Origin of the sequence: Streptomyces olivaceus (assembly GCF_000721235.1) — a bacterium.
In the GTDB taxonomy this organism is placed as follows: Bacteria; Actinomycetota; Actinomycetes; order Streptomycetales; family Streptomycetaceae; genus Streptomyces; species Streptomyces olivaceus.
This window is the reverse complement of record NZ_JOFH01000016.1, coordinates 93,455-117,873: the sequence shown is the minus strand read 5'-3', so window position 1 is coordinate 117,873 and position 24,419 is coordinate 93,455. Positions and strand designations below refer to the sequence as shown.

Here is a 24,419-nt window from a genome sequence, read left to right as displayed (position 1 = left end):
GACAAGTGCATGAGTAAATGCAGGGTTGGGGAACAAGCGTGCAGCGGCGTAGGACTGGAACGATCGCGGTGGTGTCCGCGCTGGGCATGACGGCGGCCCTCGGCGGCTGCGGCCTGACCGGCGGCTCGGACGAGGTGACCCTGAAGCTCGTGGCCGCCGACTACGGCGACAGCAAGGACAACAGCTCCCAGAAGTACTGGGACGAGCTGGCCAAGTCCTACGAGGCCAACCACCCCGGCGTGCACGTGGACGTCACCGTCCACTCCTGGAACGACGTCGACCGCGAGGTCCGCGACATGGTCGAGGCCGGCGACGCACCCGACATGGCGCAGATCGGCGCCTACTCCGACTACGCGGACAAGGGCCTGCTCTACCGCGCCGACGACGTGCTCTCGATCCCGGTCCAGGCGAACTTCGTCTCGCAGCTCGCCGGCGCCGGACAGGTCAACGGGACCCAGTACGGGCTGCCCTTCGCCGCCTCCACCCGCGTGCTCTTCTACAACAAGACCCTCTTCGACAAGGCCGGCGTCACGCCGCCCACGTCCTGGGACGACCTCGCGAAGGCCGCCGAGGCACTCGACGACGAGGGCGTGAAGTACCCGTACGCCCTGCCGCTGGGACCCGAGGAGGCGCAGGCCGAGACGATGCAGTGGATGCTCAGCGGCGGGGGCGGCTACACCGACGACCTCGGCACCTACTCCGTCGACTCGCCGCAGAACGCCACCACCTTCACCTGGCTGCGGGACGAACTGGTCGGCAAGGGCCTCACCGGCCCCGTGGCGCCCGGCGAACTCGACCGCGCCGACGCCTTCGCCGCCTTCGCCAACGGCGACGTCGGCATGCTCAACGGCCACCCCTCGCTGATGAAGATGGCCGGCGACAAGGGCGTGAAGTACGGCATGGTCACGACCCCCGGCGCCGACGGGGAGAGCAAGAGCACCCTCGGTGTCTCCGACTGGATGACGGCCTTCAAGAGCAACGGCCACCAGGAGGAGATCGGCGACTTCCTCGACTACGTCTACAGCGACGAGAACGTCCTCGACTTCTCCCGCGAGTACAACCTGCTGCCGGTGACCACCTCGGCCTCCCAGGCCATGAGCGGCTCCGAGGAGGACAAGAAGCTCAAGCCGTTCCTCGACGAGCTGCTGCTCTCCGAGCTGTACCCGGTCGACAAGACCTCCTGGGCCTCGGTCAGCGCCGCCGTCAAGAAGCAGATCGGCCAGGCGGTCGCCCCCGGCGGCAACCCCGAGGACGTGCTCGCCCGGATCCAGACCACCGCGTCGCAGGCGGGCAGCGCCGAGTAGCGGGCCGGGGGCACCGGGGAGACGGGCCGGTGTCGGTGGCGGGCGCTACGGTGCCGTACATGGACCCGGGACAGCTGGCCGTCAGGGAGCGGAACATCCTCGCGCTGGAGCGCCGGGGCTTTCCCGGCCCCGGCGCGAAGGAGCGCGCGATCCGCGAGGAGCTGGGCCTGGCCCCCGTGCGCTACTACCAGCTCCTCAACGCCCTCCTCGACGACCCCCGCGCCCTGGCCGCCGACCCGGTGACGGTCAACCGCCTGCGCCGGATACGGGAGTCCCGCCGCGCGGAGCGGTGACCGGCGAGCGGGGCGGGCCACGCGTGGGACGGGTCGGGGCGGGATAGGTTCGCGGTATGGGCAGCCACCAGGACTCCACCCGAGACGACTCCCCACACACCCTGCCGACGCCCGCGACGGCGGCCGGACGCGAGGGGCTCGACGCCCTCCTCGCCGGCCCCGGCCGCGCGGTCGTCGCGCTGGACTTCGACGGCACCCTCGCCCCGATCGTGCCCGACCCCGACCGCGCCCGCGCCCACCCCGGCGCCGTACCGGCCCTCGCCGCCCTCGCCCCGAAGGTCGCCTCGATCGCCGTGATCACCGGGCGTCCCGCCGAAGTGGCCGTCCACCACGGAGGCTTCGCGGACGCCCCCGGCCTCGACCACCTCGTCGTCCTCGGCCACTACGGCGCCGAGCGCTGGGACGCCGCCACCCGCACCCTCACCACGCCCGAACCGCACCCCGGCGTCGCCGCCGTCCGCGCCGAGCTGCCGGGGCTCCTGGACCTCTCCGGGGCCGGGCCGGGCACGTGGACCGAGGACAAGGGCCACGCGGTCGCCGTCCACACCCGCCGCGCCCCCGCACCGCAGGCCGCCCTCGACGCCCTGCGCGCCCCGCTCACCGACCTGGCCGCCCGCCACGGACTGATCGTCGAACCGGGCCGCCTGGTCCTCGAACTGCGCCCGCCCGGCATGGACAAGGGCGCCGCCCTGCGCTCCCACGTCCACGCCCTGGGCGCCGGGTCCGTCCTCTTCGCCGGCGACGACCTCGGCGACCTCCCGGCCTTCGCGGCGGTCGACGCCCTCCGCGCCGAGGGCACCCCCGGCCTCCTGGTCTGCAGCGGCAGCGACGAGGTGACGGAGCTGAGGAAGCGCGCGGACGTGGAGGTGGCCGGTCCGGCCGGAGTGGTGGGCCTGCTGGCCGCCCTCGCGCACCGGCTGCCCTGAGACGGCGGCACGGGCGGTTCCCCCGCGCGTCCCAGGCGTGTCCTGACCGGCACCCGCCCGGAGCCGCAGTCGGGCGCCACGCCACCCGGCACCCCGAAGGAGGACGGGGCGAAGTACACGGACCAGGTCGACTACGCGGGCGACCCGAGGCCGAACGCCGGGATCAACTCGGTCGGCGAGGAGAGCGGCTACTGCCCGCCGGTCCAGGGCGAGTAGACGCAGACCGTCCCCGCCCCGTCCCCGCTCCTCGGCCCCAGCCGCCCCTCAGCCGCGCAGGGCCTCCAGCTGGTCCAGGAACCACCGTGCCGGGGGCAGCGCGGTGCCGGCGGCCGCCAGCCGCTTCGACCGCTCGGCCCGTTCCCCGGCCGGCAGGCCGAGCGCCTCGTGCAGCGCCTCCGCCGTGCCCGTCACGTCGTAGGGGTTGACGACCACCGCGTCCTCGCCCAGTTCCTCGTACGCCCCCGCCTCCCGCGACAGCACCAGCGCGCACCCCGCGTCGGAGACGACCGGCACCTCCTTGGCGACCAGGTTCATCCCGTCCCGGACCGGGTTGACGAGCGCCACGTCCGCCAGCCGGTAGGCCGCCAGCGACCGCGCGAAGTCGTCCTCCAGGTTCAGCACGACCGGCGTCCAGTCCGCCGTGCCGAACTCCTCGTTGACCGCCTCGGCGACCCGCCGCACCTCGGCCGTGTAGTCCCGGTACACGGCGAGGTCCTGGCGCGAGGGGTAGGCGAAGGCGACGTGCACCACCCGCTCCCGCCACTCGGGCCGCCGCGTGAGCAGCTCCCGGTAGGCCAGCAGGCCCCGGACGATGTTCTTGGACAGCTCGGTCCGGTCCACCCGCACGATCGTGCGGCGCGCCCCGCCCTCCGGCATGGTGCCGATCTCGTCCCGGAGGGCGGCCATCCGCTCGTCGACGTCGGCCTCGTGCGACCGCTTCCGCAGGAAGTCCGCGTCGCCGCCCAGCCCGTGCACGCCGATCTCCGTGGAGCCGAGCCCGCCGGCGAGCGCGTCGCAGCAGGCGGTGAACGCGTCGGCCCAGCGCCGGGTCAGGAAACCGAGCCGGTCCGCGCCGAGCATGCCGCGCAGCACCTGCCCGGCGATGTCGTCCGGCAGCAGCCGGAAGTAGTCGACCGGCGCCCACGGGGTGTGCGAGAAGTGGCTGATCCTGAGGTCCGGCCGCAGCTCGCGCAGCATCCCCGGCACCAGCGTCAGGTGGTAGTCCTGCACCATCGCGGCCGCGCCCTCGGCCGCCTCCTCGGCCAGCGCCTCGGCGAAGGCACGGTTGTACGCCTCGTAGGAGGCCCACTGCCGCCGGAACTCCGCGTCGAAGACCGGCTCCAGGGGCGTCTGGTACAGCATGTGGTGCACGAACCACAGCACCGAGTTCGCGATGCCGTTGTACGCGTCCGCGTGCACGTCGGCCGGTACGTCCAGCATCCGCACGCCGTCCTCGCCGACCCCGCGCCGCACCGCCTCGCGGTCGCCGTCGCCCAGCGCCGAGCAGACCCACAGCGCCCCGGCGTCCGGGCCGATGGCCGACAGCCCCGAGACCAGGCCGCCACCACCCCGTTTGGCGTGCAGCGAACCGTCCTCGCGCACCTCGTACGAGACCGGCCCCCGATTGGAGGCGACCAGCACCTGAGCAGCACCGAAGCTTGAAGCCATAGCCCTCAACCTAGCCCGGCCCCCGAAGCCTCAAACGTGGGCACGCGCCACTCCGGCTGCGATTCGGTCACGCATCTTGTGTGAAACATGTGAAGAACATGAAACTGTGTGGTGAGCATTTCAACGTTTCGGGGGGTGGGCGCCATGCCCAGACGCATACGCACGCACGGGGGCACGGGCGGAGGCCGGGGCGGCGGCACGGGCGGGCGCGGGCCCGGCGGCGCGGTGGCGCTGCTCGCGGTCTGCGTACTGGCCCTGGCCGGCTGCGGGGGCGGGGACGGCGGCGACCCGCCCAACGACGCGGGGCCCCTGACGGCCCCGGCCACCGCCACGGCCACTCCCACCGCCACCCCCACCCCGAGTGACAGCCCCACGCCCGAGGCGTCCCCCAGCACCGAGCCCCCGGCCCCCGCCACGCTCCCGGACCTCACCGGCCGCAGCGTCGGAGCGGCCGTCCTCGCCGCCGAGAAGGCAGACGTCGACTACACCGTGCGCCTCCAGGGCACCGGTCGGCAGGCATCCTCCTGGGGCAGCGGCGAGAAGGTCTGCGAGCAGAGCGGCGGCCCCGGCACCGCGACCTTCACCGTCCCCCGCGACGGCCGCGACTGCGACGGACGCCTGCTGCACACCCCGAAACCGACCCCGAAGCCGTCGAAGACGCGGGAGAGCGGCACGGGCGGAACAAGCGGTGGGACCAGCGGCGGGACCAGCGGCGGCACGACCGGCAGCGGCGCCTGCGAGCTGATGAGCCCCGCCGGCAACTGCTACGCCGACGGACAGTTCTGCGCCAAGAAGCACCGCGGCCTGAGCACCCACGGCCGCGGCGGCGAGTACCTGACCTGCCGGCAGGACTCCGGCGGCGTCTGGCGCTGGTCGGACGGCGTCCCCGGCTGACGCGCGGGTGAGGGGCGGCGGGCCTCAGGCCACCCGCCGGGCCGCGTACTCCGCGATCTCCGCCATCGGGGGCCGCTCCTCGGTGTCCACCGCGTAGGTGCGCGGCTCGAAGCCGTCGGCGCCCCGCTCGAACTGGGTGAGCGTCGGCCGGACCAGGTGGCCGCGGGCCAGCCGGAGCTGGGCGGTGCGGTAGATCGCGGCGGCCATCCGGCCGAGTGCCCGCCCGTCCTGGTGGCGGTGGACGCGGACCCCGACGTCGACCTGCGCGAGCGCGTCCAGGCCCACCAGGTGCAGGGAGTCGACCAGCATGCCCAGCTCGACGCCGTAGCCGACGGGGAAGGGGAGCCGTTCCAGCAGGGAGCGGCGGGCCGCGTACTCGCCGCCGAGCGGCTGGACGAACCCGGCCAGCCGCGGCCAGTGCAGGTTGAGCAGCGGGCGGGCCACCAGCTCCGTGACCCGGCCGCCCTCCCCGGGAGCCGTCCGGCCGGCGGCCGGCCCGTCGGACACGGTGAGCGGACGGTCGTACATCGCCTTGACGAGGTGCACGTCCGGGTCGGTGAGCAGCGGGCCCACGATCCCGGAGACGAAGTCGGGGGAGAACGCGCGCAGGTCGGCGTCGACGAAGCAGACGATGTCGCCGCCGGTGACCAGCAGCGAACGCCACAGCACCTCGCCCTTGCCCGGCACCGCCGGTATGCGCGGCAGGATGGCGTCGCGGTGCACGACGCGCGCGCCGGCCGCCGCCGCCACCTGCGACGTACGGTCGCTGGACCCGGAGTCGACGACCACGATCTCGTCGATGAGCGGTGCCCGCTCCATCAGCTCGCGGCGGATCACCGCGACGATCCCGCCGACCGTCGCCTCCTCGTCGAGCGCGGGGAGGACCACGCTGACCGACTGCCCGGTGGCGTGCTTGGCGGCCAGAAGCCGCTGCAGCGGCCGGTCCCCGGCGGACCAGGAGCGGGCGTTCAGCCAGCGCTCGACTTCTTCCAGCACGGTCGGGGGCTCCTTCACGATCTTCTCTGGCCGATCTTCTGCGGTCCGCTGTGATGCATCTCGCGGTGCGGACGGCTGTCTCAACCGCCCTGGCCTTCGGTTACAGTCTTGAACAACGCGTGGGACCACCGCATGCCGGGGTCACCGCGCACCACGGAAGAACAGCACCTCCGAAGAACAACTCCATACCGCTCATCCAGAGGGGCAGAGGGATACGGCCCGTTGAAGCCCCGGCAACCCTCCAGTCGGTTCTTGTCGCACATCGGTTTCTGTCACACCGGTACGGCGAGGCTCCCGACTAGGGAAGGTGCCAAATCCGTCTCACGGCGAGATGCGTCGTGAGGAAGATGAGGAGAAAGGGCCTCGCCTCCATGGCTGTGCAGACTGCCGAAACCACCACGAACTCCGCGAACACCGTCGATCTCGGCCCCGCCGCCGCGCTGAGCTGCCGGGAATGCGGGCATCAGGTGCCGCTGGGACCGGTCTTCGCCTGCGAGGAGTGTTTCGGCCCGCTCGAGATCGCCTACGACTTCTCGGCGTACGACACCGAGGAACTGCGCCGGCGCATCGAGGCCGGCCCCGCGAACATCTGGCGCTACGCCCCTCTCCTGCCCGTCCCCGCCGACGTGGCCGACAAGCCGAACATCAACCCCGGCTGGACCAAGCTCGTCAAGGCCGACAACCTCGCCCGCGAGCTGGGCGTCACCGGCGGCCTGTACGTCAAGGACGACTCCGGCAACCCCACGCACTCCTTCAAGGACCGCGTCGTCGCCCAGGCCATCGAGGCCGCCCGCGCCTTCGGCTTCACCACCCTCTCCTGCTCCTCCACCGGCAACCTCGCCGGCGCCGTCGGCGCCGCCGCGGCCCGGGCCGGCTTCCGCTCCTGCGTGTTCATCCCGCACGACCTGGAGCAGGGCAAGGTCGTCATGGCCGCCGTCTACGGCGGCGAGCTGGTCGGCATCGAGGGCAACTACGACGACGTGAACCGCTTCTGCTCCGAGCTGATCGGCGACCCGGCCGGCGAGGGCTGGGGCTTCGTCAACGTCAACCTGCGGCCCTACTACGCCGAGGGCTCCAAGACCCTGGCGTACGAGATCTGCGAGCAGCTCGGCTGGCGGCTGCCCGACCAGCTCGTCGTGCCGATCGCGTCCGGCTCCCAGCTGACGAAGATCGACAAGGGGCTGAAGGAGCTGATCGCGCTCGGCCTGGTCGAGGACCGGCCGTACAAGATCTTCGGCGCGCAGGCCAAGGGCTGCTCGCCGGTCTCCACCGCGTACAAGGCCGGCCACGACGTGGTCCGCCCGCAGAAGCCGGACACCATCGCCAAGTCGCTGGCCATCGGCAACCCGGCCGACGGCCCCTACGTCCTCGACATCGCCCGGCGCACCGGCGGCGCCGTGGAGGACGTGACCGACGAGCAGGTCGTGGACGCCATCAAGCTGCTCGCCCGCACCGAGGGCATCTTCGCGGAGACGGCGGGCGGGGTGACCGTCGGGGTGACGAAGAAGCTGATCGACGAGGGCGTCCTCGACCCGTCGCTCACCACCGTCGTCCTGAACACCGGCGACGGTCTGAAGACCCTCGACGCGGTGGCCGGCACCGGCCTCACCGCGACCATCCGCCCGAACCTGGACTCCTTCCGAGAGGCTGGCCTCGCATGAGCGTGACCGTTCGTATCCCGACCATCCTGCGCACCTACACCGGCGGCAGGGCCGAGGTCAGCGCCGACGGCGCCAACCTCGGTGAGGTCATCTCCGACCTGGAGAAGAACCACACCGGCATCGCCGCCCGGGTCCTGGACGACCAGGGCAAGCTGCGCCGCTTCGTCAACGTCTACGTCAACGACGACGACGTCCGCTTCGAGCAGGGTCTGGAGACCGCGACGCCGGACGGCGCGGGCGTTTCGATCATCCCGGCGGTCGCCGGCGGCTGACACGCCTCGTAGTGCCGATTGCCCTCTCCGTAAGAGAAGCGGAGGGGGCAATTCCATGTGGTTGAGCGCGGTAGAGTTGGGGAACGCGCTCCCGATCGCCACATCGGGAACCCTGAATTCCTGCCGCTCGCCCGACAAGAAGTAGCCAAAGTGTGGGCGTCTTTCGCGGCTTTTGTGCCTTTTATGTGACCCGACTTGACCCGAATTCAGGCGAAAGTTCGCTAGATTCCGGACCGGGTACGTCCTAATTTCTCGTCCGATTGACCTGTTGCAGACGGCAGTTGGACAGATACATTCAGCCGCGGTCGACGCGTTCCGGCGCACGCCCCCAGTCGTGGGGGGCGAGGTCTGACCCGGATTCGCGAAGTGCGGATCTGTGCAAGGGCCAGTAATAGGGGAGTTAGGCATGGCTCAGGGCACCGTCAAGTGGTTCAACGCGGAGAAGGGGTACGGCTTCATCGCGGTCGACGGTGGTGCGGATGTTTTCGTCCACTACAGCGCGATTCAGATGGACGGCTACCGCACCCTCGAAGAAGGCCAGCGGGTCGAGTTCGAGATCTCGCAGGGTCAGAAGGGCCCGCAGGCCGACATGGTGCGCCTCAGCGCCTGAGACGTCCGGCCACCGCAGCACCGGTCTTCAGTCCGAAGGGCCCGTACCCGCTGGGTACGGGCCCTTCGGGCTGTTCGCGGGCGGCCCCGGCCCCGCCGGGCCGCTGTTCGCGGGCGGCTGAGCGGGGCCCCCGATCCCCGAGAGGCGCTTGCACTCGGCATGGTCGAGTGCTAATCATTGCGTTAGCACTCTGAAGGTGAGAGTGACAACGAAGGACCGGGTCGGTGAGGCCCGCAGGCCGGGTGGGGAAGGAACCACAAGGCCGGCGAGCCGTCCGTCGCGGGCGCGGGCGCGGTCCGAAGGAATCACCCCCAGTCCTGGAGGGACCACTTCACATGGCCAAGATCATCGCGTTCGACGAGGAGGCACGGCGCGGCCTCGAGCGCGGCATGAACCAGCTCGCGGACGCCGTCAAGGTGACGCTCGGCCCCAAGGGCCGCAACGTCGTCCTCGAGAAGAAGTGGGGCGCCCCCACGATCACCAACGATGGTGTCTCCATCGCCAAGGAGATCGAGCTCGAGGACCCGTACGAGAAGATCGGCGCCGAGCTGGTCAAGGAAGTCGCCAAGAAGACGGACGACGTCGCCGGCGACGGTACGACCACCGCGACCGTTCTCGCCCAGGCCCTGGTCAAGGAAGGCCTGCGCAACGTCGCGGCCGGCGCCAACCCGATGGCCCTGAAGCGCGGTATCGAGAAGGCCGTCGAGGCCGTCTCCGCCGCCCTGCTCGAGCAGGCCAAGGACGTCGAGACCAAGGAGCAGATCGCCTCCACGGCCTCGATCTCCGCCGCCGACACCCAGATCGGCGAGCTCATCGCCGAGGCCATGGACAAGGTCGGCAAGGAAGGCGTCATCACGGTCGAGGAGGCCCAGACCTTCGGTCTGGAGCTGGAGCTCACCGAGGGCATGCGCTTCGACAAGGGCTACATCTCGGCGTACTTCGCCACCGACATGGAGCGTATGGAGGCGTCGCTCGACGACCCGTACATCCTGATCGCCAACTCCAAGATCGGCTCGGTCAAGGACCTGCTGCCGCTCCTGGAGAAGGTCATGCAGTCGGGCAAGCCGCTGCTGATCATCGCCGAGGACGTCGAGGGCGAGGCCCTGTCCACCCTGATCGTCAACAAGATCAAGGGCACCTTCAAGTCCGTCGCCGTCAAGGCTCCGGGCTTCGGCGACCGCCGCAAGGCCATGCTCGGCGACATCGCCATCCTCACGGGCGGCGAGGTCATCTCCGAGGAGGTCGGCCTCAAGCTGGAGAGCGCGTCCCTGGACCTCCTGGGCCGCGCCCGCAAGGTCGTCATCACCAAGGACGAGACCACCATCGTCGACGGCGCCGGCTCGACCGACCAGGTCAACGGCCGCGTCAACCAGATCCGCGTCGAGATCGAGAACAGCGACTCGGACTACGACCGCGAGAAGCTCCAGGAGCGCCTGGCGAAGCTGGCCGGCGGCGTGGCCGTCATCAAGGCCGGTGCCGCCACCGAGGTCGAGCTCAAGGAGCGCAAGCACCGCATCGAGGACGCCGTCCGCAACGCGAAGGCGGCCGTCGAGGAGGGCATCGTCGCCGGTGGTGGCGTGGCCCTGCTCCAGGCCTCCTCGGTCTTCGAGAAGCTGGACCTGACGGGTGACGAGGCGACCGGCGCCAACGCCGTGAAGCTCGCCCTGGAGGCCCCGCTGAAGCAGATCGCCGTCAACGGCGGTCTCGAGGGCGGCGTCGTCGTGGAGAAGGTCCGCAACCTGACCGTCGGCCACGGCCTGAACGCCGCCTCCGGTGAGTACGTCGACATGATCGCCGAGGGCATCATCGACCCGGCGAAGGTGACCCGCTCTGCCCTGCAGAACGCCGCCTCCATCGCCGCGCTGTTCCTCACCACCGAGGCCGTCATCGCCGACAAGCCCGAGAAGGCCGCTGCCGGCGGCGCCCCGGGCGGCATGCCGGGCGGTGACATGGACTTCTGATCGACCGCTTCCGGTTGATCGGCCGTTCCGCACGAACCGAGGGCGGCACTCCCTGTCAGGACAGGGGGTGCCGCCCTCGGGCGTTCCCCTCCCACGGGACGAGATGTGGGGTGGATCACTCCCGGGACTGCGGCGCGGGCGGAATGCGGCGCGGGGGAGGCGGGTTTCCCGGAGGTGCGGTACATGCGTGCGCACATACTGCATGCGCGGCACATTTCAGTCGGCCCCTCCCCATTGCCCGCAGTCGGCACCCCCGATCGCTCACCGAAGGAGTCCCCACGTGACCGCCACCCCCGTCGAGTCCGCCTCCCGCGCCGCCCGGCTCCTCGCCCGCCCCACCACCATCAACGGCCTCACCGTGCCCAACCGCATCGCCATGGCGCCGATGACCCGGATGTTCTCCCCGGGCGGCATCCCCGGTGAGGACGTGGTCTCGTACTACGGGCGCCGCGCCGCCGCCGGTGTCGGCCTCATCGTCACCGAGGGCACCTACGTCGGCCACGACTCCGCCGGGCAGAGCGACAGCGTGCCCCGCTTCCACGGCGAGGAGCAGCTCGCCGGGTGGGCGAAGGTCGCCGAGGCCGTGCACGCGGGCGGCGGCACGATCGTGCCGCAGCTGTGGCACATCGGCATGGTCCGCGAGGCCGGGGAACCGCCCTTCACCGACGCGCCGCCCGTCGGCCCGTCCGGCCTGCGCCTGGGCGAGGACGAGCCCACCGGCCGGGCGATGACCCAGCGCGACCTGGACGACGTCATCGGCGCCTTCGCCGAGTCCGCGGCGGCCGCCGAGCGCATCGGCTTCGACGGTGTGGAGATCCACGGGGCCCACGGCTACCTCGTCGACCAGTTCCTGTGGTCCGGCACCAACCGCCGTACCGACGCCTACGGCGGCGACCCCGTCTCCCGCACCCGGTTCGCCGCGGAGATCGTGGCCGCCGTGCGCGAGACGGTCTCGCCCGACTTCCCGGTGATCTTCCGCTACTCCCAGTGGAAGGGCGGGGACTACACCGCCCGGATCGCCGAGAACCCCGGAGAGCTGGAGGCCGTTCTCACCCCGATCGCCTCGGCCGGTGTCGACGCCTTCCACGCCTCCACCCGACGGTACTGGCTCCCCGAGTTCGACGACTCCGACCTCAACCTCGCCGGCTGGACCAAGAAGCTCACCGGCAGGCCCACCATCACCGTCGGCTCGGTCGGCCTGGACGGCGAATTCGGCGCGGCGTTCCGGGGCGAGGGCGCCGAGGTCAGCAGCCTGGACAACCTCCTCGACCGCCTGGAGCGCGACGAGTTCGACCTCGTCGCCGTCGGCCGCGCCCTGCTCCAGGACCCGCGGTGGGCCGAGAAGGTCCTCGCCGGCCGCTTCGACGAGCTGGCGGCGTACGACGCGGCGTCGCTGAAGACCCTGAGCTGAGCCGGGCCGCCCGACAGGCCCTCGGCCGGGCGCGGTGCGCACCACGGCGTAGGGTCCGTGGGATGACGATCCCTGGACCCGTGGAGTCAGCCGAACCCGTGGTGCGCACCGCCTGCGGTGCGGTGCGCGGCCGGAGCGAGGGCGGATCGGCCGTCTTCCGCGGCATCCCCTTCGCCCAGCCCCCGGTGGGGGCCGCCCGGTTCGCCGCCCCGCGCCGCGCCCGCCCCTGGGACGGCATACGTGACGCGTACGCCTTCGGCCCGCCGCCCCCGCAGGACGCCGGCGCAGCCGGCCCGCCGGACGTCCCCGACGGCGACGACTGGCTGACGCTCAACGTCTGGACCCCCGCGCCCGACCCGGCCGCCCGGCGTCCGGTCATGGTCTGGATCCACGGCGGCTCCTACAAGTTCGGCCACTCCGGCAGCCCCGCCTACGACGCCCACCGCATCGCCGCCGACGGCGACCTCGTCGTCGTCACCCTCAACTACCGCGTGGGCATGGAGGGTTTCGCCCACATCGAGGGCGCCCCCGCCAACCGCGGCCTGCTCGACCAGGTGGCGGCGCTGGCCTGGGTGCAGGAGAACATCGCCGCGTTCGGCGGCGACCCCGACCGGGTCACCGTCTTCGGCGAGTCGGCGGGCGCCGGTTCCGTGGCCGCCCTGCTGGCGATGCCCCGTGCGCAGGGCCTCTTCCAGCGGGCCGTCGCCCAGAGCGTGCCGGGCACGTTCTTCTCCGCCGGACTCGCCCGGGACCTCGGTGCCGCCCTCGCCGCCGAGCTGGGCCTGGACCCGACCGTCACCGACCTCTCGGACGTCGCGCCGGACCAGCTCGTCAAGGCGGGCCAGGCCCTCGCCCCGAAGATGCCCGGCAACGTCGCCCGGTGGGGCCGGGCGGCGCCCACGGTCACCCCGTACGCGCCGGTCGTGGACGGCGAGATCCTCCCGGTCACGCCGTGGCGGGCGCTCGCGTCCGGCGCGGCCCGCGACATCGACCTGCTGGTCGGCCACAACCGCGACGAGACGCGCCTGTTCTCCGCGCTGGCGGGCCGGCTCGGCGAGATCGGCGAGGAGCGCGCGGGCGCCGCCCTGCGCCTGTACGCCCCGGGCGGCGAGGCGGCCTACCGCGCCGCGTTCCCGCAGGATTCGGCCGACGACCTCTACGAACGCCTCCAGACCGACTGGCTGTTCGCGATGCCGTCCCTGCACCTGGCCGAGGCCCACCTCGCGGGCGGCGGCCGGGCCCACGTCTACGAACTCGCCTGGCCCGCCCCGGCCCGGGGCGGTGCCCTCGGGGCCTGTCACGCCCTGGACATCCCCCTCCTCTTCGGCACCTTCCAGGCGGGCCTGGCGCTGCTCCAGTTCGAGGGCGCGGAGCCGTCCGAGGAGGCGCTGGCCCTGTCGTCGCGGTTCCGCTCCTCCTGGACGGCGTTCGCCCGCACCGGCGACCCGGGCTGGCCCGCGTACGACACGGACCGCCGCCTCGTCCAGATCCTGGACGCCGAGCCGACCGTCGCGCCGTACCCGCGGGAGACGTCCCGGCGCCTGTGGGAGGGGTACGAGTTCGCGCCGCTGCCGCTGCTCGACCCGGAGGCGTAGCGCTTCCGAATCGCCTGCTCCCGGCCCGCGACGCTTCGGCGGCGCGGGCCGGTCGCCGTCGTCAGCCGGTCGCCGTCGGTCCGGTCGCCGTCACGCCGGCGGCCAGCCGCGCAGCGCCACGTCGGCCACCTGCCCCAGGTCGTCGCGGCCCGCGCCGCCGGCGGCCTGCACGGAGATGCCGTTGGCGACGGTCATGAGGTAGCGCGCGAGGACCGCGGGGTCGGACCCGGCCGGCAGGTCCCCGTCGTCGACGGCCTGCCGGAACCGGTCCCGGAGGCGTGTGACGCCCTCGTTGCGCCAGTCGGCGAGCAGGTCCCGCGCGGCGCGCCCCGTCTCGCCCGCGGCGAGGGAGCCCTGGACGCCCAGGCAGCCGGACGGGCACCCGGGGCGCGTACTGGTGTGCACCGCGCCGTCGAGGAACGCCCCGGCCACTTCGCGGGCGGTGGGCTTGCGCAGGGCGCGCGCCACATAGGCGGCGGGGCCCTCCTCGTAGCGCTCCAGCGCCTTGCGGAACAGGTCCTCCTTGTTGCCGAAGGCCGCGTACATGCTGGTGCGGGTGATGCCCATGGCGCTGGTCAGGTCGGTGAGGCTGGCGCCCTCGTAGCCGCGCTCCCAGAAGACCCGCATGGCCTTTTCCAGGGCCTCGTCGGCGTCGAAGCCCCTCGGGCGGCCGACCGGCCCCTTCTGTCGCGTCTCCATGACGGCATTCTACGTCTTCCGTATCGGTCGGTACAGATGTGCTACGGTCGTTTTCAGTACCGATCGGTACTGAATCTTGCGGAGGTCATTCACCATGGGACAGCTCGAAGGCAAGACCGCCGTCGTCACCGGCGGCGGCACCGGAATCGGCCTGGCCAGCGCGGTCCGGCTGGCGGCCGACGGAGCGCACGTGTTCGTCACCGGCCGGCGCAAGGCCGAACTGGACGCGGCCGTGGAGACCATCGGCGCGGCACGGGCCACGGCAGTGGCCGGCGACACCACCGACCCGGCCGACCTGGACCGGCTCTACGAGGCGGTCCGCGCCCGCGGCCAGGGCCTCGACGTGGTCTTCGCCAACGCGGCGACGGCCGCCCTCGTGCCGCTGGAGGAGATCACCCACGAGCACTTCGACCAGATCTTCGGCGTCAACGTGTGGGGCCCGCTGCTCACCGTGCAGAAGGCGCTGCCGCTGCTCAACGACGGTGCCTCGGTGATCCTCAACGCCTCCACCGCCGCCGGGAACGGAGCGGAGGCGTTCAGCCTGTACGCCGCCTCGAAGGCCGCCGTCCGGACCTTCGCGCGGGGCTGGGCCAACGAACTCAAGGACCGCGGCGTCCGGGTCAACGCCGTCTCCCCGGGACCGGTCGACACCCCGGGGATCACCAACCTCTTCGGCCCCGAGAACGCGCCCGGTGTCCGCGAGAAGCTCGCCACCGACACGGCCATCGGGCGGATGGGGCGCCCCGAGGAGGTCGCCGCGGTGGTGGCCTTCCTCGCCTCGGGGCAGAGCAGCTTCGTCTACGGCGCCAACTGGTACGTCGACGGCGGCGAGAACCAGATCTGAGCCGCCCGGCGCTCCAGGGGCGATACCGGGCCGGTCTCAGAGGCCGTTCATCGGCTCGATGTCGACCCGTACCGGCGTCCCCCACACCCGCAGCACCTCGTAGTCCGTGAACTCGTGGACGAGCCGGTACGCCATCGCCGCGCGCGGTCCGCGCAGTTGGGCCGCGATGTACAGCTCGGCCTCGCGGCGGTCGCGGCGCGGGGTGCCGCACAGCTGCCACGCCTGCCCGTTCCACAGCTCCGGCAGCCAGCGCTGCTGGGGCTGCGGACGGTCGCCCCGCACGCCGTACCGGGACGGGACCGGCTCGGTGGGGCGGGCGGGCAGCGGACCGCCGTTGTACTCGGCCCGGCGGGCGGTGCGGCGGCGGGTCTCGCAGAGCAGGCACAGGTCGGGGGCGGCCTCGTCGACCGGGCCCGTCGGGTGCTCCGCGCAGCGCGTGCTGGGCACGGCGGTCGTGATGCCGTCCTCCAGCAGGTCCAGCGCGCGCTTCAGGTCCGCGCGGACCTCGTGCAGCTTGGCGTCCGGCGAGTCGGTGGTGAGGGCCTCGCCGTGCTCACCGAGGAGACGCAGGGCGCGGCCCAGGGCGGTCAGCTGGGCGTGGTTCATGTCCCTCAGAATCGCACACGGCGGATCGCGTCCCGTCGCTCCCGACCGCACCCGGCCCGGCCGGGGCGCTCAGCCCCGCGCCGCCAGGAGCGCCGCCCGCAGGTGCCCGGCGGACTCCTCCAGGAGGCGGGCGGCCGTCGGCCCGTCCACGTCGGCCAGCAGGACCAGGATCGCGTGCTTGACCTCGCCGTCCGTCGCGGCCAGCGCGCGCTCGACGTCCGCGTCCGCCGCCCCGGTGGCCTGCGCGACGATACGGCGCGAGCGGGCCCGCAGCTTCTCGTTGGAGGCGCGGACGTCCACCATCAGGTTCCCGTACGTCTTGCCGAGCCGGACCATCGTGATCGTCGAGAGCATGTTCAGGACCAGCTTCTGCGCCGTGCCGGCCTTCAGCCGCGTCGAGCCGGTGATCAGCTCCGGCCCGGTGACGACCTCGATCCCGTGCTCGGCGGCCGCGGCGAGCGCGCTGCCCCGGTTGCAGGCGAGGCCGACGGTCAGGGCGCCGAGCGCGCGGGCGTGCTCCACGGCGCCGACCGCGTACGGGGTGCGCCCGGACGCGGAGACGCCGACCACCGCGTCGTCGGCGGTCAGGCCGAGGGCGTCCAGGTCGGCGCGGGCCAGCTCCGCGGAGTCCTCGGCGCCCTCGACGGAGGTGACCATGGCGTCCGGGCCGCCCGCGATCAGGCCGACGACCTGCCCGGGAGTGGTGTTGAAGGTGGGCGGGCACTCCGAGGCGTCCAGTACGCCCAGCCGGCCGGCCGTACCGGCGCCCGCGTAGACCAGCCGCCCGCCGCGCGCCATCCGGGCGGCCACGGCGTCCACGGCGGCGGCGATCTCGGGCAGCCGCTCGGCGACGGCGCCGGGCACGGTGGTGTCCTCACCGTTCATCAGCCGGGCGAGGTCGAGCGTCGGCAACCGGTCGATCTCGGCCAGCTCGGGCCGGAACGCCTCGGTGGTGAGACTCTCCAGCTGGGAACGGAGGTCGGGGTGACGGGGGGTGGCGGTCATGAGGGTGCGGCTCTCTCCGGTCTCTTGTCGGCGCTCTGCGTCTGCTGGGTGATGCGTTCGGTGCGCTGTGCCGGTGCCCGGTGCCCGGTGCCCGGTGCCCGGTGGGCTGGGCGCTGGGCCCTGTGCCCGGCGGTACGACCGTCCTACGGCCTTCCGCGGAGCGGCCCGTGCCGGTGGGCCAGCGCCTCGTAGGAGGCGGCCAGCGCGGGTGCGGCCGATTCGTAGGTCCGCTGCGCCACCCCCACGAACAGGCAGTCCACCACCAGCAGCTGACTCGTCCGGGACGACATCGCCGCCGGCCTCAGCTCGCTCTCCCGCGACGTGGACGTGGTCAGTACGTGGTCGGCGTACTGCGTGACGGGCCCGTCGGGGCGGCCGGTGACGGCGATGGTCGTCGCGCCGCGCTCGAAGGCGGCCCGCAGCGGTTCGATGACGTCGCCCGTCGAGCCGGAGTGCGTGATCGCGAGGGCGACGTCGCCGGCCCGCAGCTGCACCGCGTTGGTGACGGCGAGGTGCGGGTCGCTGTGGGCGTGGGCTATGAGCCCTATCCGCAGCAGTTTCTGGGTGAGGTCCTGGGCGACCAGGCCGGAGGCGCCGATGCCGTACACGTCGGTGCGGCGGGCGGCGGCGAGTGCGGCGACGGCCGCGCCGAGCTGCACGGTGTCGAGCCCGGCGGCGGTGTCGGCGAGGGTCTGCTGCTCGTCGTAGGCCAGCTTGGCGACCACGTCCGCGATCGGGTCGTCGACCGCGATGTCCGTCGTGATGGCGGGCGCCCGCCCGGACTGCTGCTGGGCGGCGAGCCCGGCCAGCGCGAGGCGCAGGTCGCGGTAGCCGGGGTAGCCGAGCAGCCGGGCGGTGCGCACGACGGTCGCCTCGCTGGTGCCGGTCAGCTCGGCCAGGCCGGTGACCGTGAGGGCAGCGCAGCCCGCCGGGTCGCCCGCGACGGCCTCGGCGACCCGCTGCATGGAGCGGGTCATCGACGGCGCCAGCGTGCGGACCTTGGCCGCGAGGGCGGCGGGCGCGGGCGGCGCGCTGCCGCCGCCGGTGGCGCGCCGGCCCCCGGAGGCACGGACGAAAGTTTCCTTCACTTCATCGGTCACTCGTGAAAGATATTTTCGTTCCGGTCCACGGGTCAAGAGCGCGGTTCGGGAGTGCGCACAATGGACGCATGGACCCCATCAGCCCCCTGGAGCAGACGCTGCACGCCGCCCGTGCCCTCGTCCTCGCCGACCTGGTGGCCGGCCAGGTCGCCGAGCCGGACGTGGTGTCGCTGGTCGAGGAGTCCGTCGTGCAGCGGCGCTGGTGGGTCGAGCAGTGGCCCGACGGGGCGCCGTACGTGGCCGGGCTGGTCGCGCAGGACGTGCAGGACGCGCTCCTTGAGCGGTACGGCCGCTGGCCGCTGTGCCCGGTGTGCGGCTCCGGCGACCCGCACGCCCTGGAGGTCGAGCCCGAACTCGGCCCCGACCCGCACTGGGTGTGCCACAAGGCCGGCGTCGACGTGGCGGCGGTCGGTTCGCTCGGCGCGGCCATTGGCGGCACCTCCTGATGAGGACCCGCCGATGACCCTCTACATCGACCCGCCCGCCTGGCCGGGCCACGGCCGCCTCTGGTCGCACCTGGTCAGCGACGTCTCCTACGCCGAACTGCACGCGTTCGCCGAGACCCTCGGCGTGCCCCGCCGCGCCTTCGAGCGCGACCACTACGACCTGCCCGCACACCGGTACGCCGACGCGGTCTCGGCCGGTGCGCGGGAGGTCAGCAGCCGCGAGGTGGTGCGGCTGCTGCACGGGGCGGGACTGCGCAGGCGCAAGGGGAGCGGTCAGCGGCGCAGCTCGTAGGCGTACTGCCCGCTCTCCCCGCCGTGCTCCTCCACGACCGTGGCCCGGCGGAAACCGGCGCGGGCGATCACCGCCTGGGACGCGGCGTTGTGCGGCTCGGTCGTCGCGAACACGGACGTCACCTCGTCGCGGTCCAGCGCCCACGCGGACAGCGCCCGCAGGCCCTCGGTCGCGTAGCCGTTGCCCCGGGCGGCCTCGGCGAGGTCGTAGCCGATCTCCACGCGGCCGTCCTCGTCCGGCGCCCCGTGGAACCCGATGCCGCCGACCGCGCGCCCGTCCGCGCGCCGGACAAGCACGAAGACGCCCCACTCCGGCCGGTGCGTGCCCGCCTCGTACGCCTTCAGCACCATCCCGGCGGAGAAGCGGGTGCCCTCCAGGGGGCCGCCGTCGACCCACGCGAAACCGCCGTCGCCGCCCGCCGCGAGGTCGGTGGCGGCGGCGGGCGTGACGCCCTGGAGGGTGAGCCGCTCGGCCGGGACCACCAGGTTGTTGCGCCAGCGCCACTCGGTGACCGGCGCGCGGCCGGGCAGCTCGCCGCGGCCGGTGGCCCACAGCAGGGTGCGCCAGGCGTCCCCGCCGGGCCGCACGTGCGGGAAGAGCCGGGTCAGCACGTCCGCGCACAGCCCGGCGGGCGGCTCGTAGGACAGGCCGAGGCCCTCCGCGATGTCGTGCGTGTGCAGGAGCACCTCGGCGACCCCCATGGCGGCGAAGCCCTCGCGGTTCGCGCTGCGGTAGGGGTACGGGTGGAAGGCCCGGACCTCGCGCGGGGTGGTGCGCAGGGTGGCGGCGAGCAGGGCGCCGGTCGTCTCGATCACCCGCAGCACGCCCTCGTTGCCCGTGCCCTCGTCCAGGGTGATCTCGAAGGGCACGTACGCCGTGGTGGCGCGTCCGGCCAACTGACCGGCGTACGCGATGAGATCGCCCGCGACGTGCTCCGCCGTGTACCGGCAGCTCCACTCCAGCCGCCCCGCCCGCACCGCATCCCAGTCCCGGTCCGCCGCCGTCGCCAGCAGCGCGACGGCGCCCGCGACGGCCGCCTCCACCTGTTCCGCGCCGAGTTCCCCGCCCGCGACCCCACCCATGCTTCCCATGCCGGGCAGGCTAGAGGCCCGGCGTGTCCGGGAGCGACAGCATTTCCAGCTCGCCGGCGAGGTTGTGGCGGGCGGTCGCCTCCCACGCGCGCCGGCCGTGCGGGGTGTGGAAGAGGCGGGGCAGGCCGAGGAGTTGGCGCAGGATCGCGGCGCGGCCCTCGCGGAAGGCCTCGTCCGGCACGAAGTGGTACTCCTCGCGGACGGCCGCCGTGTACGCCGCGTACCCCGCGGGCGGCGAGGCGAGGACCGCCAGGTCCGCGTCGCACAGCACCTGCCCGTCGCGGTCGCCGTCGTCCGGGGCGTGCGTGACGGTGAGCCGCACCAGCCGGGCCACCTCGGCGGTCCTCCCGGCCGGCACCCCGGCCTCGGGCAGGGCGCGCTCGGCGAGCCGCGCCGAACGCTCCTCGTTCTCGGACCGGTCCGGCAGGTACACGGCGTCGTGGAACCACGCGGCCAGGCGGACCGCGTCGGCGTCGACGGCGTACTCCTCCAGCGCGTCGACATGGTCCAGGACCGCGGTGAGGTGCGCGAGGGTGTGGTAGCGCCGCTGGGGCTCCTGCCAGCGGGCGATCAGGTTGTCGGCGTACGGCGCGGGGTCGGCGCCCGGGCCGGGGGCGGCGGCTCCGGCCAGGGCGTGGGCGAAGCGTGAGCGCAGGACGTCCGGATCGGCCATGCGCGCATCCTTCCAGACGGCCCGGTCCCGCCCGTGGCGCCCCGCCCCTAACGTGGGGTCCATGACGACTCCCGCAGACGTGCACGCCGTACGCGACCCCGAGCTGCCCGGCCGGCTGCTGACCATCGAGCGGGACGAACTGGTCCCCCTGCTCCGGTCCCGTCCCGACACGGACTTCGCGCTGCCGGTGGCCGCGTGTCCGGGCTGGACCGTGCGCGACGTCCTGGCGCACAGCTCCGCCGCGCTGACCCGGACGGTCGAGAACCGCTTCGAGGACGGTGTCTTCTCCCCCGAGTCCAACGACCGCGACATCGCCGAACGCGCGGACTGGCCCCACTCCCGCGTCGTCGACGAGCTGGAGCGCGGTCTGACCGACGCCGGCGAGGTGATCGCCCGCGCGGGCGGCGCGCTGGACGGGCTTGCGCTCGGCGAGTGGGTGCACGCCGGTGATGTGCGGGCGGCTCTGGGCGAGCCGGGAGCGTACGCCGGGCGTGCGCTGCCGGAGGTGCTCGCGCTGCTCTCGACGCTCACCCGCGAACGCGGCCACGTGGCGCTCCACGCCGACCTCGACGACGTCGACGAACCCCTGAAACTGGGCGCGGCCAGCGGCGAGCGGCCGCCGGGCCGCTTCCTCGGCGACGCCGCCACCCTCGTACGGCTGTACGCGGGCCGGGTCACGGACGGCGTGGACGGGTACGAGCTGGCCGGGGTGGAGGCGGCCGAGCTGAACCTGTTCAGCGGCTGAGCGCGCCGGCCAGGGCGGACGGGTGCCCCGTGAGCCGGCGGTCCGGGCGTAGTCTTAGATTGGACTAGACCTGTAGGGGGCCACGCATGCCCGCCGCCGAAGCCCGCCGAAGCCTGCCGAAAGCCGCCGAATGCCCGACGATTGGGGTCCCATGAGCAAGCGTGCAGTCCTGGAGGTGATCGCCCTCGACGTCGAGGACGCGGTCGCCGCCCAGGCCGGAGGCGCGGATCGCCTCGAACTGGTCACCGACATGGCGGCCGACGGACTCACCCCGCCGGCCGCCACCGTCGCCGCGATCCGTGCCGCCGTCGACATCGACCTGCGCGTCATGCTGCGGCTCGCGGACGGGTTCGCCGCCGGGGACGCCGAACGGCTCACGCGGGTCGCCGGGCAGCTGCGGGAGGCCGGGGCCACGGAGTTCGTGCTCGGCTTCCTCGACCCGGCCGGTGACGTGGACCTGCACGCGGTGGAGCGGGTCGCGGCGGTGCTGGACGGATGCCGGTGGACGTTCCACCGCGCGATCGACCACGCCGCCAACCGGGACGCGCTCCGCAAGCAGCTCGCGGACTTCCCGGGGCTGGACACCTACCTGACGGCCGGCTCGGCCGCGGGCGTGGACGCGGGCATGGCCGTACTGCTCGCGGAGGCCCGGCGGCGGGGAGAGCAGGGCTACGAGCAGCAACTGCTGGTCGGCGGCGGCCTGCGCCTGGAGCACGTACCGGACCTCCGGGCCGCGGGCGTCGACGCCTTCCACATCGGCGGCGCGGCCCGGCCCGCCGGATGGAGCGCCCCGGTCTCGGCGGACGCGGTGGGGGAGTGGCGGCGGGCACTGGGGGACTGAGCGCCGGCCGCGAGCACGGCCGGTCCGGTGCCCGCACGGGGCGGACGGCGCGGCCCGGCGCCCCGCAGCCGCCTCCGCGGCCGGCCGCCGCCGTCTCAGCCCAGCTGCGGGGGCAGCCCCGTCGCGTGGGTCACCACGAGGCCCGACACCGCGCGGGTCAGCGCGACGTACAGGCGGCGCAGGCCCGTCCGTTCGTCCGGCTCGCCGTCGACCACGGCGCGCGGCTCGTCCAGGACCACGTAGTCGTACTCCAGGCCCTTGGCCAGCGAGGCCGGGACCAGGGTCAGCCGGACGGCCGGGGTGGTCTCCTCGCCGGGGCCGACGTGCCCGATCCCGGCCGCCTCCAGCGCCGCCGCCAGCTCCGGCACCCGCGCGTCGGCGGCGATCAGGCCGACCGAGCCCTCCCGCTCCAGCAGCTCGCGGCAGGCCGCGAGGACGCCGGCCGCACCGGCGTCCGCCGCGCGGATCTCGAAGAAGCCCGGGTTCTCCCGGATCGACGCCACCGGCGTCAGCCCCGGCGCGATGTGCGGCAGCAGCCGGGAGGCGTACGCGATCACGTCCGTCGGCACACGGAAACCGGCCGTCAGCTCCTCCACCACGGCCTCGCCCTTGCCCAGGTGCGACAGGGCCTCGGACCAGCTCCGCGTCGCCCACGGCGTGGTGCCCTGCGCCAGGTCGCCGAGGACGGTCGCGGAACCGGTGGTGCAGCGCCGGCCCACCGCGCGGTACTGCATCGGCGAGAGGTCCTGCGCCTCGTCGAGGACCACGTGCCCGAGGGAGTGGGTGCGCTCGACCAGGTCGGTGGCCTCGTCGATCAGCACGGCGTCCGCCGGCGACCACCCGGCCGACTTCACCGAGCGGGCCGGCCTCACCCACAGCACCGCCTTCTGCTCGTCCGCGTCGAGGACCCCCTCGGCGTGCTCGGCGAGGAAGTCCGCGTCGGACAGCAGGCGCAGAACCAGTTTCGCCGGGTCGACCTGCGGCCACACCGCCTTCACCGCGGCCTTCACGGCGGCGTTGCGCGCCACCGTGTTCTGCACCCGGTCGTCCGGCGCCTCGCCCGCCCGCTCCATCTGCACCAGCACGGCGTGCGCGATGCGCTGCGGCAGGGCCTCGCGCGCGGCGCCGTAGCGGATGTCGCGGGCGAGCAGCTCGCGGACGATCTCCTCCAGCTCGTACACCGGCACCCGCCAGCGGCGCGAGCCGCGCACCACCACGATCCCCTCGGTGGGCATCGCGACGTGCGAGTACAGCGCCCTGCGCAGCACCTCGGCCATCCGCGCGTCGCCCTTGACCACCGCCGTCGCCGCCTCGTCGGCGCCGCGCACCTCGACGTGGGCCACCAGGTCGTCCACGGTCGCCTGGCGGACCGCCAGCTCGCCGAGGGCGGGCAGCACCTGCTCGATGTAGTGCAGGAAGGACCGGTTCGGGCCGATGACCAGCGTGCCGGTGCGGGCCAGCCGCTCGCGGTGCGCGTACAGGAGGTAGGCGACCCGGTGCAGGCCGACGGCGGTCTTGCCGGTGCCGGGCCCGCCCTGCACGCAGACGGAGCCGCTCAGCCCGGCGCGCACGATCTCGTCCTGCTCGGGCTGGATCGTCGCCACGATGTCGCGCATCGGGCCGACGCGGGGCCGCTCGATCTCCTGCTGGAGCAGCTTGCTGGTGACGGCGGTCTCGGCCGGGTCGGACAGGTGCTCGTCCTCGTACGCCGTCAGGTCGCCGCCGGTGTAGCCGAACCGGCGGCGCAGCGAGATGTCCTGCGGGTCCTTCTTCGACGCCCGGTAGAACGGCTGGGACACCGGCGCCCGCCAGTCGATCACCATCGGGTCGCCGTCCGTGTCGTGCACGTGCCGGCGGCCGACGTAGAAGAGTTCCCCCTCCCCGCCCTCGGCCTGTTCCGCGCCCGGCGCGTGCAGGTAGTCGAGCCGGCCGAAGAAGAGCGGGGTCTCGCTGAGGTCGGCGAGCGCCTTGATGCGATCCTCGATCTGCTTCTCCAGGACGGCCGCGTTGACCCAGTTCGCGGTCACGTCGGCGATGTCCAGGGACTCCACGTCCTCGCGCATGGCACGCAGGGCGGAACGGGAGGCGGCCAGGTGGGAGCGTTCTCTGGCGAGGGGGTCGGCGGAAAGAGGGGCGTCGGAGAGGGGATCGTCGTGGGCGGGCGTGGACAAGGGGGTGCCTCCGGATGACCTGCGGGTGGTGACGGCGGGCGCGGTCCGCGCGCGCGGTGGGCCGACCGGTTTCCGTCCGGAGGGCAGCACTCCGCTGGGGGAGGCGGGCAAGAGCGGAGATTCTAGGGGAGCGGGGGCGGCTGCGGCCAACCGTTTTCCGGGGCCGCGGTGCCGGCCCCGCCGCGGTGCCGACCCCTAGGGGTCGGTGTCTCCGACCTGAGGGGCATGGGTCCACCCGGAGGTGTACGCGAGGGTGGACGGGATTCGCTCCCGAGACCGATGCCGCCGGAGGGGGCGCGGTCGCACCATGGAGAC

24 protein-coding genes and 1 riboswitch are annotated in these 24,419 nt (G+C 73.4%); of the genes, 15 read left to right on the top strand and 9 right to left on the bottom strand.

What is annotated here, in order from left to right:
• Positions 1-38 precede the first annotated feature (38 nt).
• From IG94_RS0119550 to otsB, 3 genes are read left to right on the top strand one after another with little or no spacing between them, the layout of a single operon-like run.
• Positions 39-1,304, top strand: a complete 1,266-nt coding sequence (locus IG94_RS0119550; protein WP_031038204.1) for an extracellular solute-binding protein — start codon at positions 39-41, stop codon at positions 1,302-1,304.
• A 59-nt stretch (positions 1,305-1,363) separates the two neighbouring features.
• On the top strand, positions 1,364-1,597 hold the full coding sequence (locus IG94_RS0119545) for a DUF3263 domain-containing protein (protein ID WP_031038199.1): 234 nt from the start codon (positions 1,364-1,366) through the stop codon (positions 1,595-1,597).
• A 56-nt stretch (positions 1,598-1,653) separates the two neighbouring features.
• A complete protein-coding gene (gene otsB, locus IG94_RS0119540; protein ID WP_031038195.1) occupies positions 1,654-2,523 on the top strand; it encodes a trehalose-phosphatase in 870 nt (289 codons plus the stop codon).
• Positions 2,524-2,787: 264 nt separating this feature from the next.
• Here the strand turns inward: otsB and IG94_RS0119535 are convergent, their stop codons facing one another.
• Complete coding sequence (locus tag IG94_RS0119535; protein WP_031038192.1) at positions 2,788-4,191, bottom strand: alpha,alpha-trehalose-phosphate synthase (UDP-forming); 1,404 nt, start codon at positions 4,189-4,191, stop codon at positions 2,788-2,790.
• A gap of 144 nt (positions 4,192-4,335) precedes the next feature.
• Between IG94_RS0119535 and IG94_RS0119530 the strand changes: the two genes are divergently transcribed.
• A complete protein-coding gene (locus tag IG94_RS0119530; RefSeq protein ID WP_224221567.1) occupies positions 4,336-5,085 on the top strand; it encodes a PASTA domain-containing protein in 750 nt (249 codons plus the stop codon).
• Positions 5,086-5,109: 24 nt separating this feature from the next.
• On the opposite strand, the gene IG94_RS0119525 is transcribed toward IG94_RS0119530, so the two are convergent.
• A complete protein-coding gene (locus IG94_RS0119525; protein ID WP_031038186.1) occupies positions 5,110-6,081 on the bottom strand; it encodes a glucosyl-3-phosphoglycerate synthase in 972 nt (323 codons plus the stop codon).
• Between the two features lie 189 nt (positions 6,082-6,270).
• Positions 6,271-6,435, top strand: a riboswitch (SAM riboswitch).
• 17 nt (positions 6,436-6,452) lie between these two features.
• Here IG94_RS0119525 and thrC point away from each other — a divergent pair.
• The 6 genes from thrC to IG94_RS0119495 all read left to right on the top strand — a co-directional run bounded on the left by thrC (position 6,453) and on the right by IG94_RS0119495 (position 13,591).
• Entirely contained in the window at positions 6,453-7,742 is a 1,290-nt protein-coding gene (gene thrC, locus IG94_RS0119520) for a threonine synthase (protein WP_031038183.1), read from the top strand.
• Positions 7,739-8,014: a MoaD/ThiS family protein gene (locus IG94_RS0119515; protein ID WP_031038180.1), complete on the top strand. Its 276-nt coding sequence runs from the start codon at positions 7,739-7,741 to the stop codon at positions 8,012-8,014. Before thrC ends, IG94_RS0119515 begins: the two co-directional genes overlap by 4 nt.
• A 406-nt stretch (positions 8,015-8,420) precedes the next feature.
• Positions 8,421-8,624 carry a cold-shock protein gene (locus tag IG94_RS0119510; protein ID WP_004929928.1) on the top strand — a complete coding sequence of 68 codons (204 nt, stop codon included), beginning with the start codon at positions 8,421-8,423 and terminating at the stop codon, positions 8,622-8,624.
• 335 nt (positions 8,625-8,959) lie between these two features.
• On the top strand, positions 8,960-10,585 hold the full coding sequence (gene groL, locus IG94_RS0119505) for a chaperonin GroEL (RefSeq protein ID WP_031038175.1): 1,626 nt from the start codon (positions 8,960-8,962) through the stop codon (positions 10,583-10,585).
• 280 nt (positions 10,586-10,865) lie between these two features.
• Positions 10,866-11,996, top strand: coding sequence for an NADH:flavin oxidoreductase (locus IG94_RS0119500; protein ID WP_031038172.1), 1,131 nt, complete (start codon positions 10,866-10,868; stop codon positions 11,994-11,996).
• A gap of 62 nt (positions 11,997-12,058) precedes the next feature.
• On the top strand, positions 12,059-13,591 hold the full coding sequence (locus IG94_RS0119495; protein WP_031038170.1) for a carboxylesterase/lipase family protein: 1,533 nt from the start codon (positions 12,059-12,061) through the stop codon (positions 13,589-13,591).
• A 90-nt stretch (positions 13,592-13,681) separates the two neighbouring features.
• Here IG94_RS0119495 and IG94_RS0119490 read toward each other — a convergent pair whose 3' ends face one another.
• The gene (locus IG94_RS0119490) at positions 13,682-14,290 is read right to left on the bottom strand and encodes a TetR/AcrR family transcriptional regulator (RefSeq protein ID WP_031038168.1); all 609 of its coding nucleotides are present in this window, start codon (positions 14,288-14,290) and stop codon (positions 13,682-13,684) included.
• Positions 14,291-14,384: 94 nt separating this feature from the next.
• On the opposite strand from IG94_RS0119490, the gene IG94_RS0119485 reads away from it, so the two are divergent.
• Positions 14,385-15,134, top strand: a complete 750-nt coding sequence (locus IG94_RS0119485; RefSeq protein WP_031038166.1) for an SDR family NAD(P)-dependent oxidoreductase — start codon at positions 14,385-14,387, stop codon at positions 15,132-15,134.
• 36 nt (positions 15,135-15,170) lie between these two features.
• On the opposite strand, the gene IG94_RS0119480 is transcribed toward IG94_RS0119485, so the two are convergent.
• The 3 genes from IG94_RS0119480 to IG94_RS0119470 all read right to left on the bottom strand — a co-directional run bounded on the left by IG94_RS0119480 (position 15,171) and on the right by IG94_RS0119470 (position 17,845).
• Positions 15,171-15,740 (bottom strand): hypothetical protein, encoded by a 570-nt coding sequence (locus tag IG94_RS0119480; protein WP_031038165.1) that lies wholly within the window; start codon positions 15,738-15,740, stop codon positions 15,171-15,173.
• A gap of 69 nt (positions 15,741-15,809) precedes the next feature.
• On the bottom strand, positions 15,810-16,745 hold the full coding sequence (gene murQ, locus IG94_RS0119475) for an N-acetylmuramic acid 6-phosphate etherase (RefSeq protein WP_031038163.1): 936 nt from the start codon (positions 16,743-16,745) through the stop codon (positions 15,810-15,812).
• Between the two features lie 143 nt (positions 16,746-16,888).
• Positions 16,889-17,845: a MurR/RpiR family transcriptional regulator gene (locus IG94_RS0119470; RefSeq protein ID WP_031038161.1), complete on the bottom strand. Its 957-nt coding sequence runs from the start codon at positions 17,843-17,845 to the stop codon at positions 16,889-16,891.
• Between the two features lie 68 nt (positions 17,846-17,913).
• Between IG94_RS0119470 and IG94_RS0119465 the strand changes: the two genes are divergently transcribed.
• Positions 17,914-18,291 carry a hypothetical protein gene (locus IG94_RS0119465; RefSeq protein WP_031038160.1) on the top strand — a complete coding sequence of 126 codons (378 nt, stop codon included), beginning with the start codon at positions 17,914-17,916 and terminating at the stop codon, positions 18,289-18,291.
• Between the two features lie 13 nt (positions 18,292-18,304).
• Positions 18,305-18,583 (top strand): DUF4031 domain-containing protein, encoded by a 279-nt coding sequence (locus IG94_RS0119460; RefSeq protein ID WP_031038158.1) that lies wholly within the window; start codon positions 18,305-18,307, stop codon positions 18,581-18,583.
• Here the strand turns inward: IG94_RS0119460 and IG94_RS0119455 are convergent.
• Together IG94_RS0119455 and IG94_RS0119450 are read right to left on the bottom strand one after the other, a co-directional pair.
• Positions 18,565-19,626, bottom strand: coding sequence for a GNAT family N-acetyltransferase (locus tag IG94_RS0119455; RefSeq protein WP_031038155.1), 1,062 nt, complete (start codon positions 19,624-19,626; stop codon positions 18,565-18,567). The two genes, IG94_RS0119460 and IG94_RS0119455, sit on opposite strands and share 19 nt — an antisense overlap.
• 58 nt (positions 19,627-19,684) lie before the next feature.
• Complete coding sequence (locus IG94_RS0119450; RefSeq protein WP_031038152.1) at positions 19,685-20,347, bottom strand: HD domain-containing protein; 663 nt, start codon at positions 20,345-20,347, stop codon at positions 19,685-19,687.
• Between the two features lie 61 nt (positions 20,348-20,408).
• Between IG94_RS0119450 and IG94_RS0119445 the strand changes: the two genes are divergently transcribed.
• Entirely contained in the window at positions 20,409-21,092 is a 684-nt protein-coding gene (locus IG94_RS0119445; protein ID WP_031038149.1) for a maleylpyruvate isomerase family mycothiol-dependent enzyme, read from the top strand.
• 151 nt (positions 21,093-21,243) lie between these two features.
• Positions 21,244-21,933, top strand: coding sequence for a copper homeostasis protein CutC (locus IG94_RS0119440; protein WP_031038146.1), 690 nt, complete (start codon positions 21,244-21,246; stop codon positions 21,931-21,933).
• A gap of 95 nt (positions 21,934-22,028) precedes the next feature.
• On the opposite strand, the gene IG94_RS0119435 is transcribed toward IG94_RS0119440, so the two are convergent.
• Positions 22,029-24,104, bottom strand: a complete 2,076-nt coding sequence (locus IG94_RS0119435; RefSeq protein ID WP_031038143.1) for a HelD family protein — start codon at positions 24,102-24,104, stop codon at positions 22,029-22,031.
• Between the last annotated feature and the right edge of the window lie 315 nt (positions 24,105-24,419).

Bases quoted from the DNA above. Each gene is read 5' to 3' on its own strand.
- IG94_RS0119545 (WP_031038199.1), top strand. From the start codon at position 1,364: ATGGACCCGGGACAGCTGGCCGTCAGGGAGCGGAACATCCTCGCGCTG.
- otsB (WP_031038195.1), top strand. From the start codon at position 1,654: ATGGGCAGCCACCAGGACTCCACCCGAGACGACTCCCCACACACCCTG.
- IG94_RS0119535 (WP_031038192.1), bottom strand. From the start codon at position 4,191: ATGGCTTCAAGCTTCGGTGCTGCTCAGGTGCTGGTCGCCTCCAATCGG.
- IG94_RS0119530 (WP_224221567.1), top strand. From the start codon at position 4,336: ATGCCCAGACGCATACGCACGCACGGGGGCACGGGCGGAGGCCGGGGC.
- thrC (WP_031038183.1), top strand. From the start codon at position 6,453: ATGGCTGTGCAGACTGCCGAAACCACCACGAACTCCGCGAACACCGTC.
- IG94_RS0119515 (WP_031038180.1), top strand. From the start codon at position 7,739: ATGAGCGTGACCGTTCGTATCCCGACCATCCTGCGCACCTACACCGGC.
- IG94_RS0119510 (WP_004929928.1), top strand. From the start codon at position 8,421: ATGGCTCAGGGCACCGTCAAGTGGTTCAACGCGGAGAAGGGGTACGGC.
- groL (WP_031038175.1), top strand. From the start codon at position 8,960: ATGGCCAAGATCATCGCGTTCGACGAGGAGGCACGGCGCGGCCTCGAG.
- IG94_RS0119495 (WP_031038170.1), top strand. From the start codon at position 12,059: ATGACGATCCCTGGACCCGTGGAGTCAGCCGAACCCGTGGTGCGCACC.
- IG94_RS0119490 (WP_031038168.1), bottom strand. From the start codon at position 14,290: ATGGAGACGCGACAGAAGGGGCCGGTCGGCCGCCCGAGGGGCTTCGAC.
- IG94_RS0119485 (WP_031038166.1), top strand. From the start codon at position 14,385: ATGGGACAGCTCGAAGGCAAGACCGCCGTCGTCACCGGCGGCGGCACC.
- IG94_RS0119480 (WP_031038165.1), bottom strand. From the start codon at position 15,740: ATGAACCACGCCCAGCTGACCGCCCTGGGCCGCGCCCTGCGTCTCCTC.
- murQ (WP_031038163.1), bottom strand. From the start codon at position 16,745: ATGACCGCCACCCCCCGTCACCCCGACCTCCGTTCCCAGCTGGAGAGT.
- IG94_RS0119465 (WP_031038160.1), top strand. From the start codon at position 17,914: ATGGACCCCATCAGCCCCCTGGAGCAGACGCTGCACGCCGCCCGTGCC.
- IG94_RS0119460 (WP_031038158.1), top strand. From the start codon at position 18,305: ATGACCCTCTACATCGACCCGCCCGCCTGGCCGGGCCACGGCCGCCTC.
- IG94_RS0119450 (WP_031038152.1), bottom strand. From the start codon at position 20,347: ATGGCCGATCCGGACGTCCTGCGCTCACGCTTCGCCCACGCCCTGGCC.
- IG94_RS0119445 (WP_031038149.1), top strand. From the start codon at position 20,409: ATGACGACTCCCGCAGACGTGCACGCCGTACGCGACCCCGAGCTGCCC.
- IG94_RS0119440 (WP_031038146.1), top strand. From the start codon at position 21,244: ATGAGCAAGCGTGCAGTCCTGGAGGTGATCGCCCTCGACGTCGAGGAC.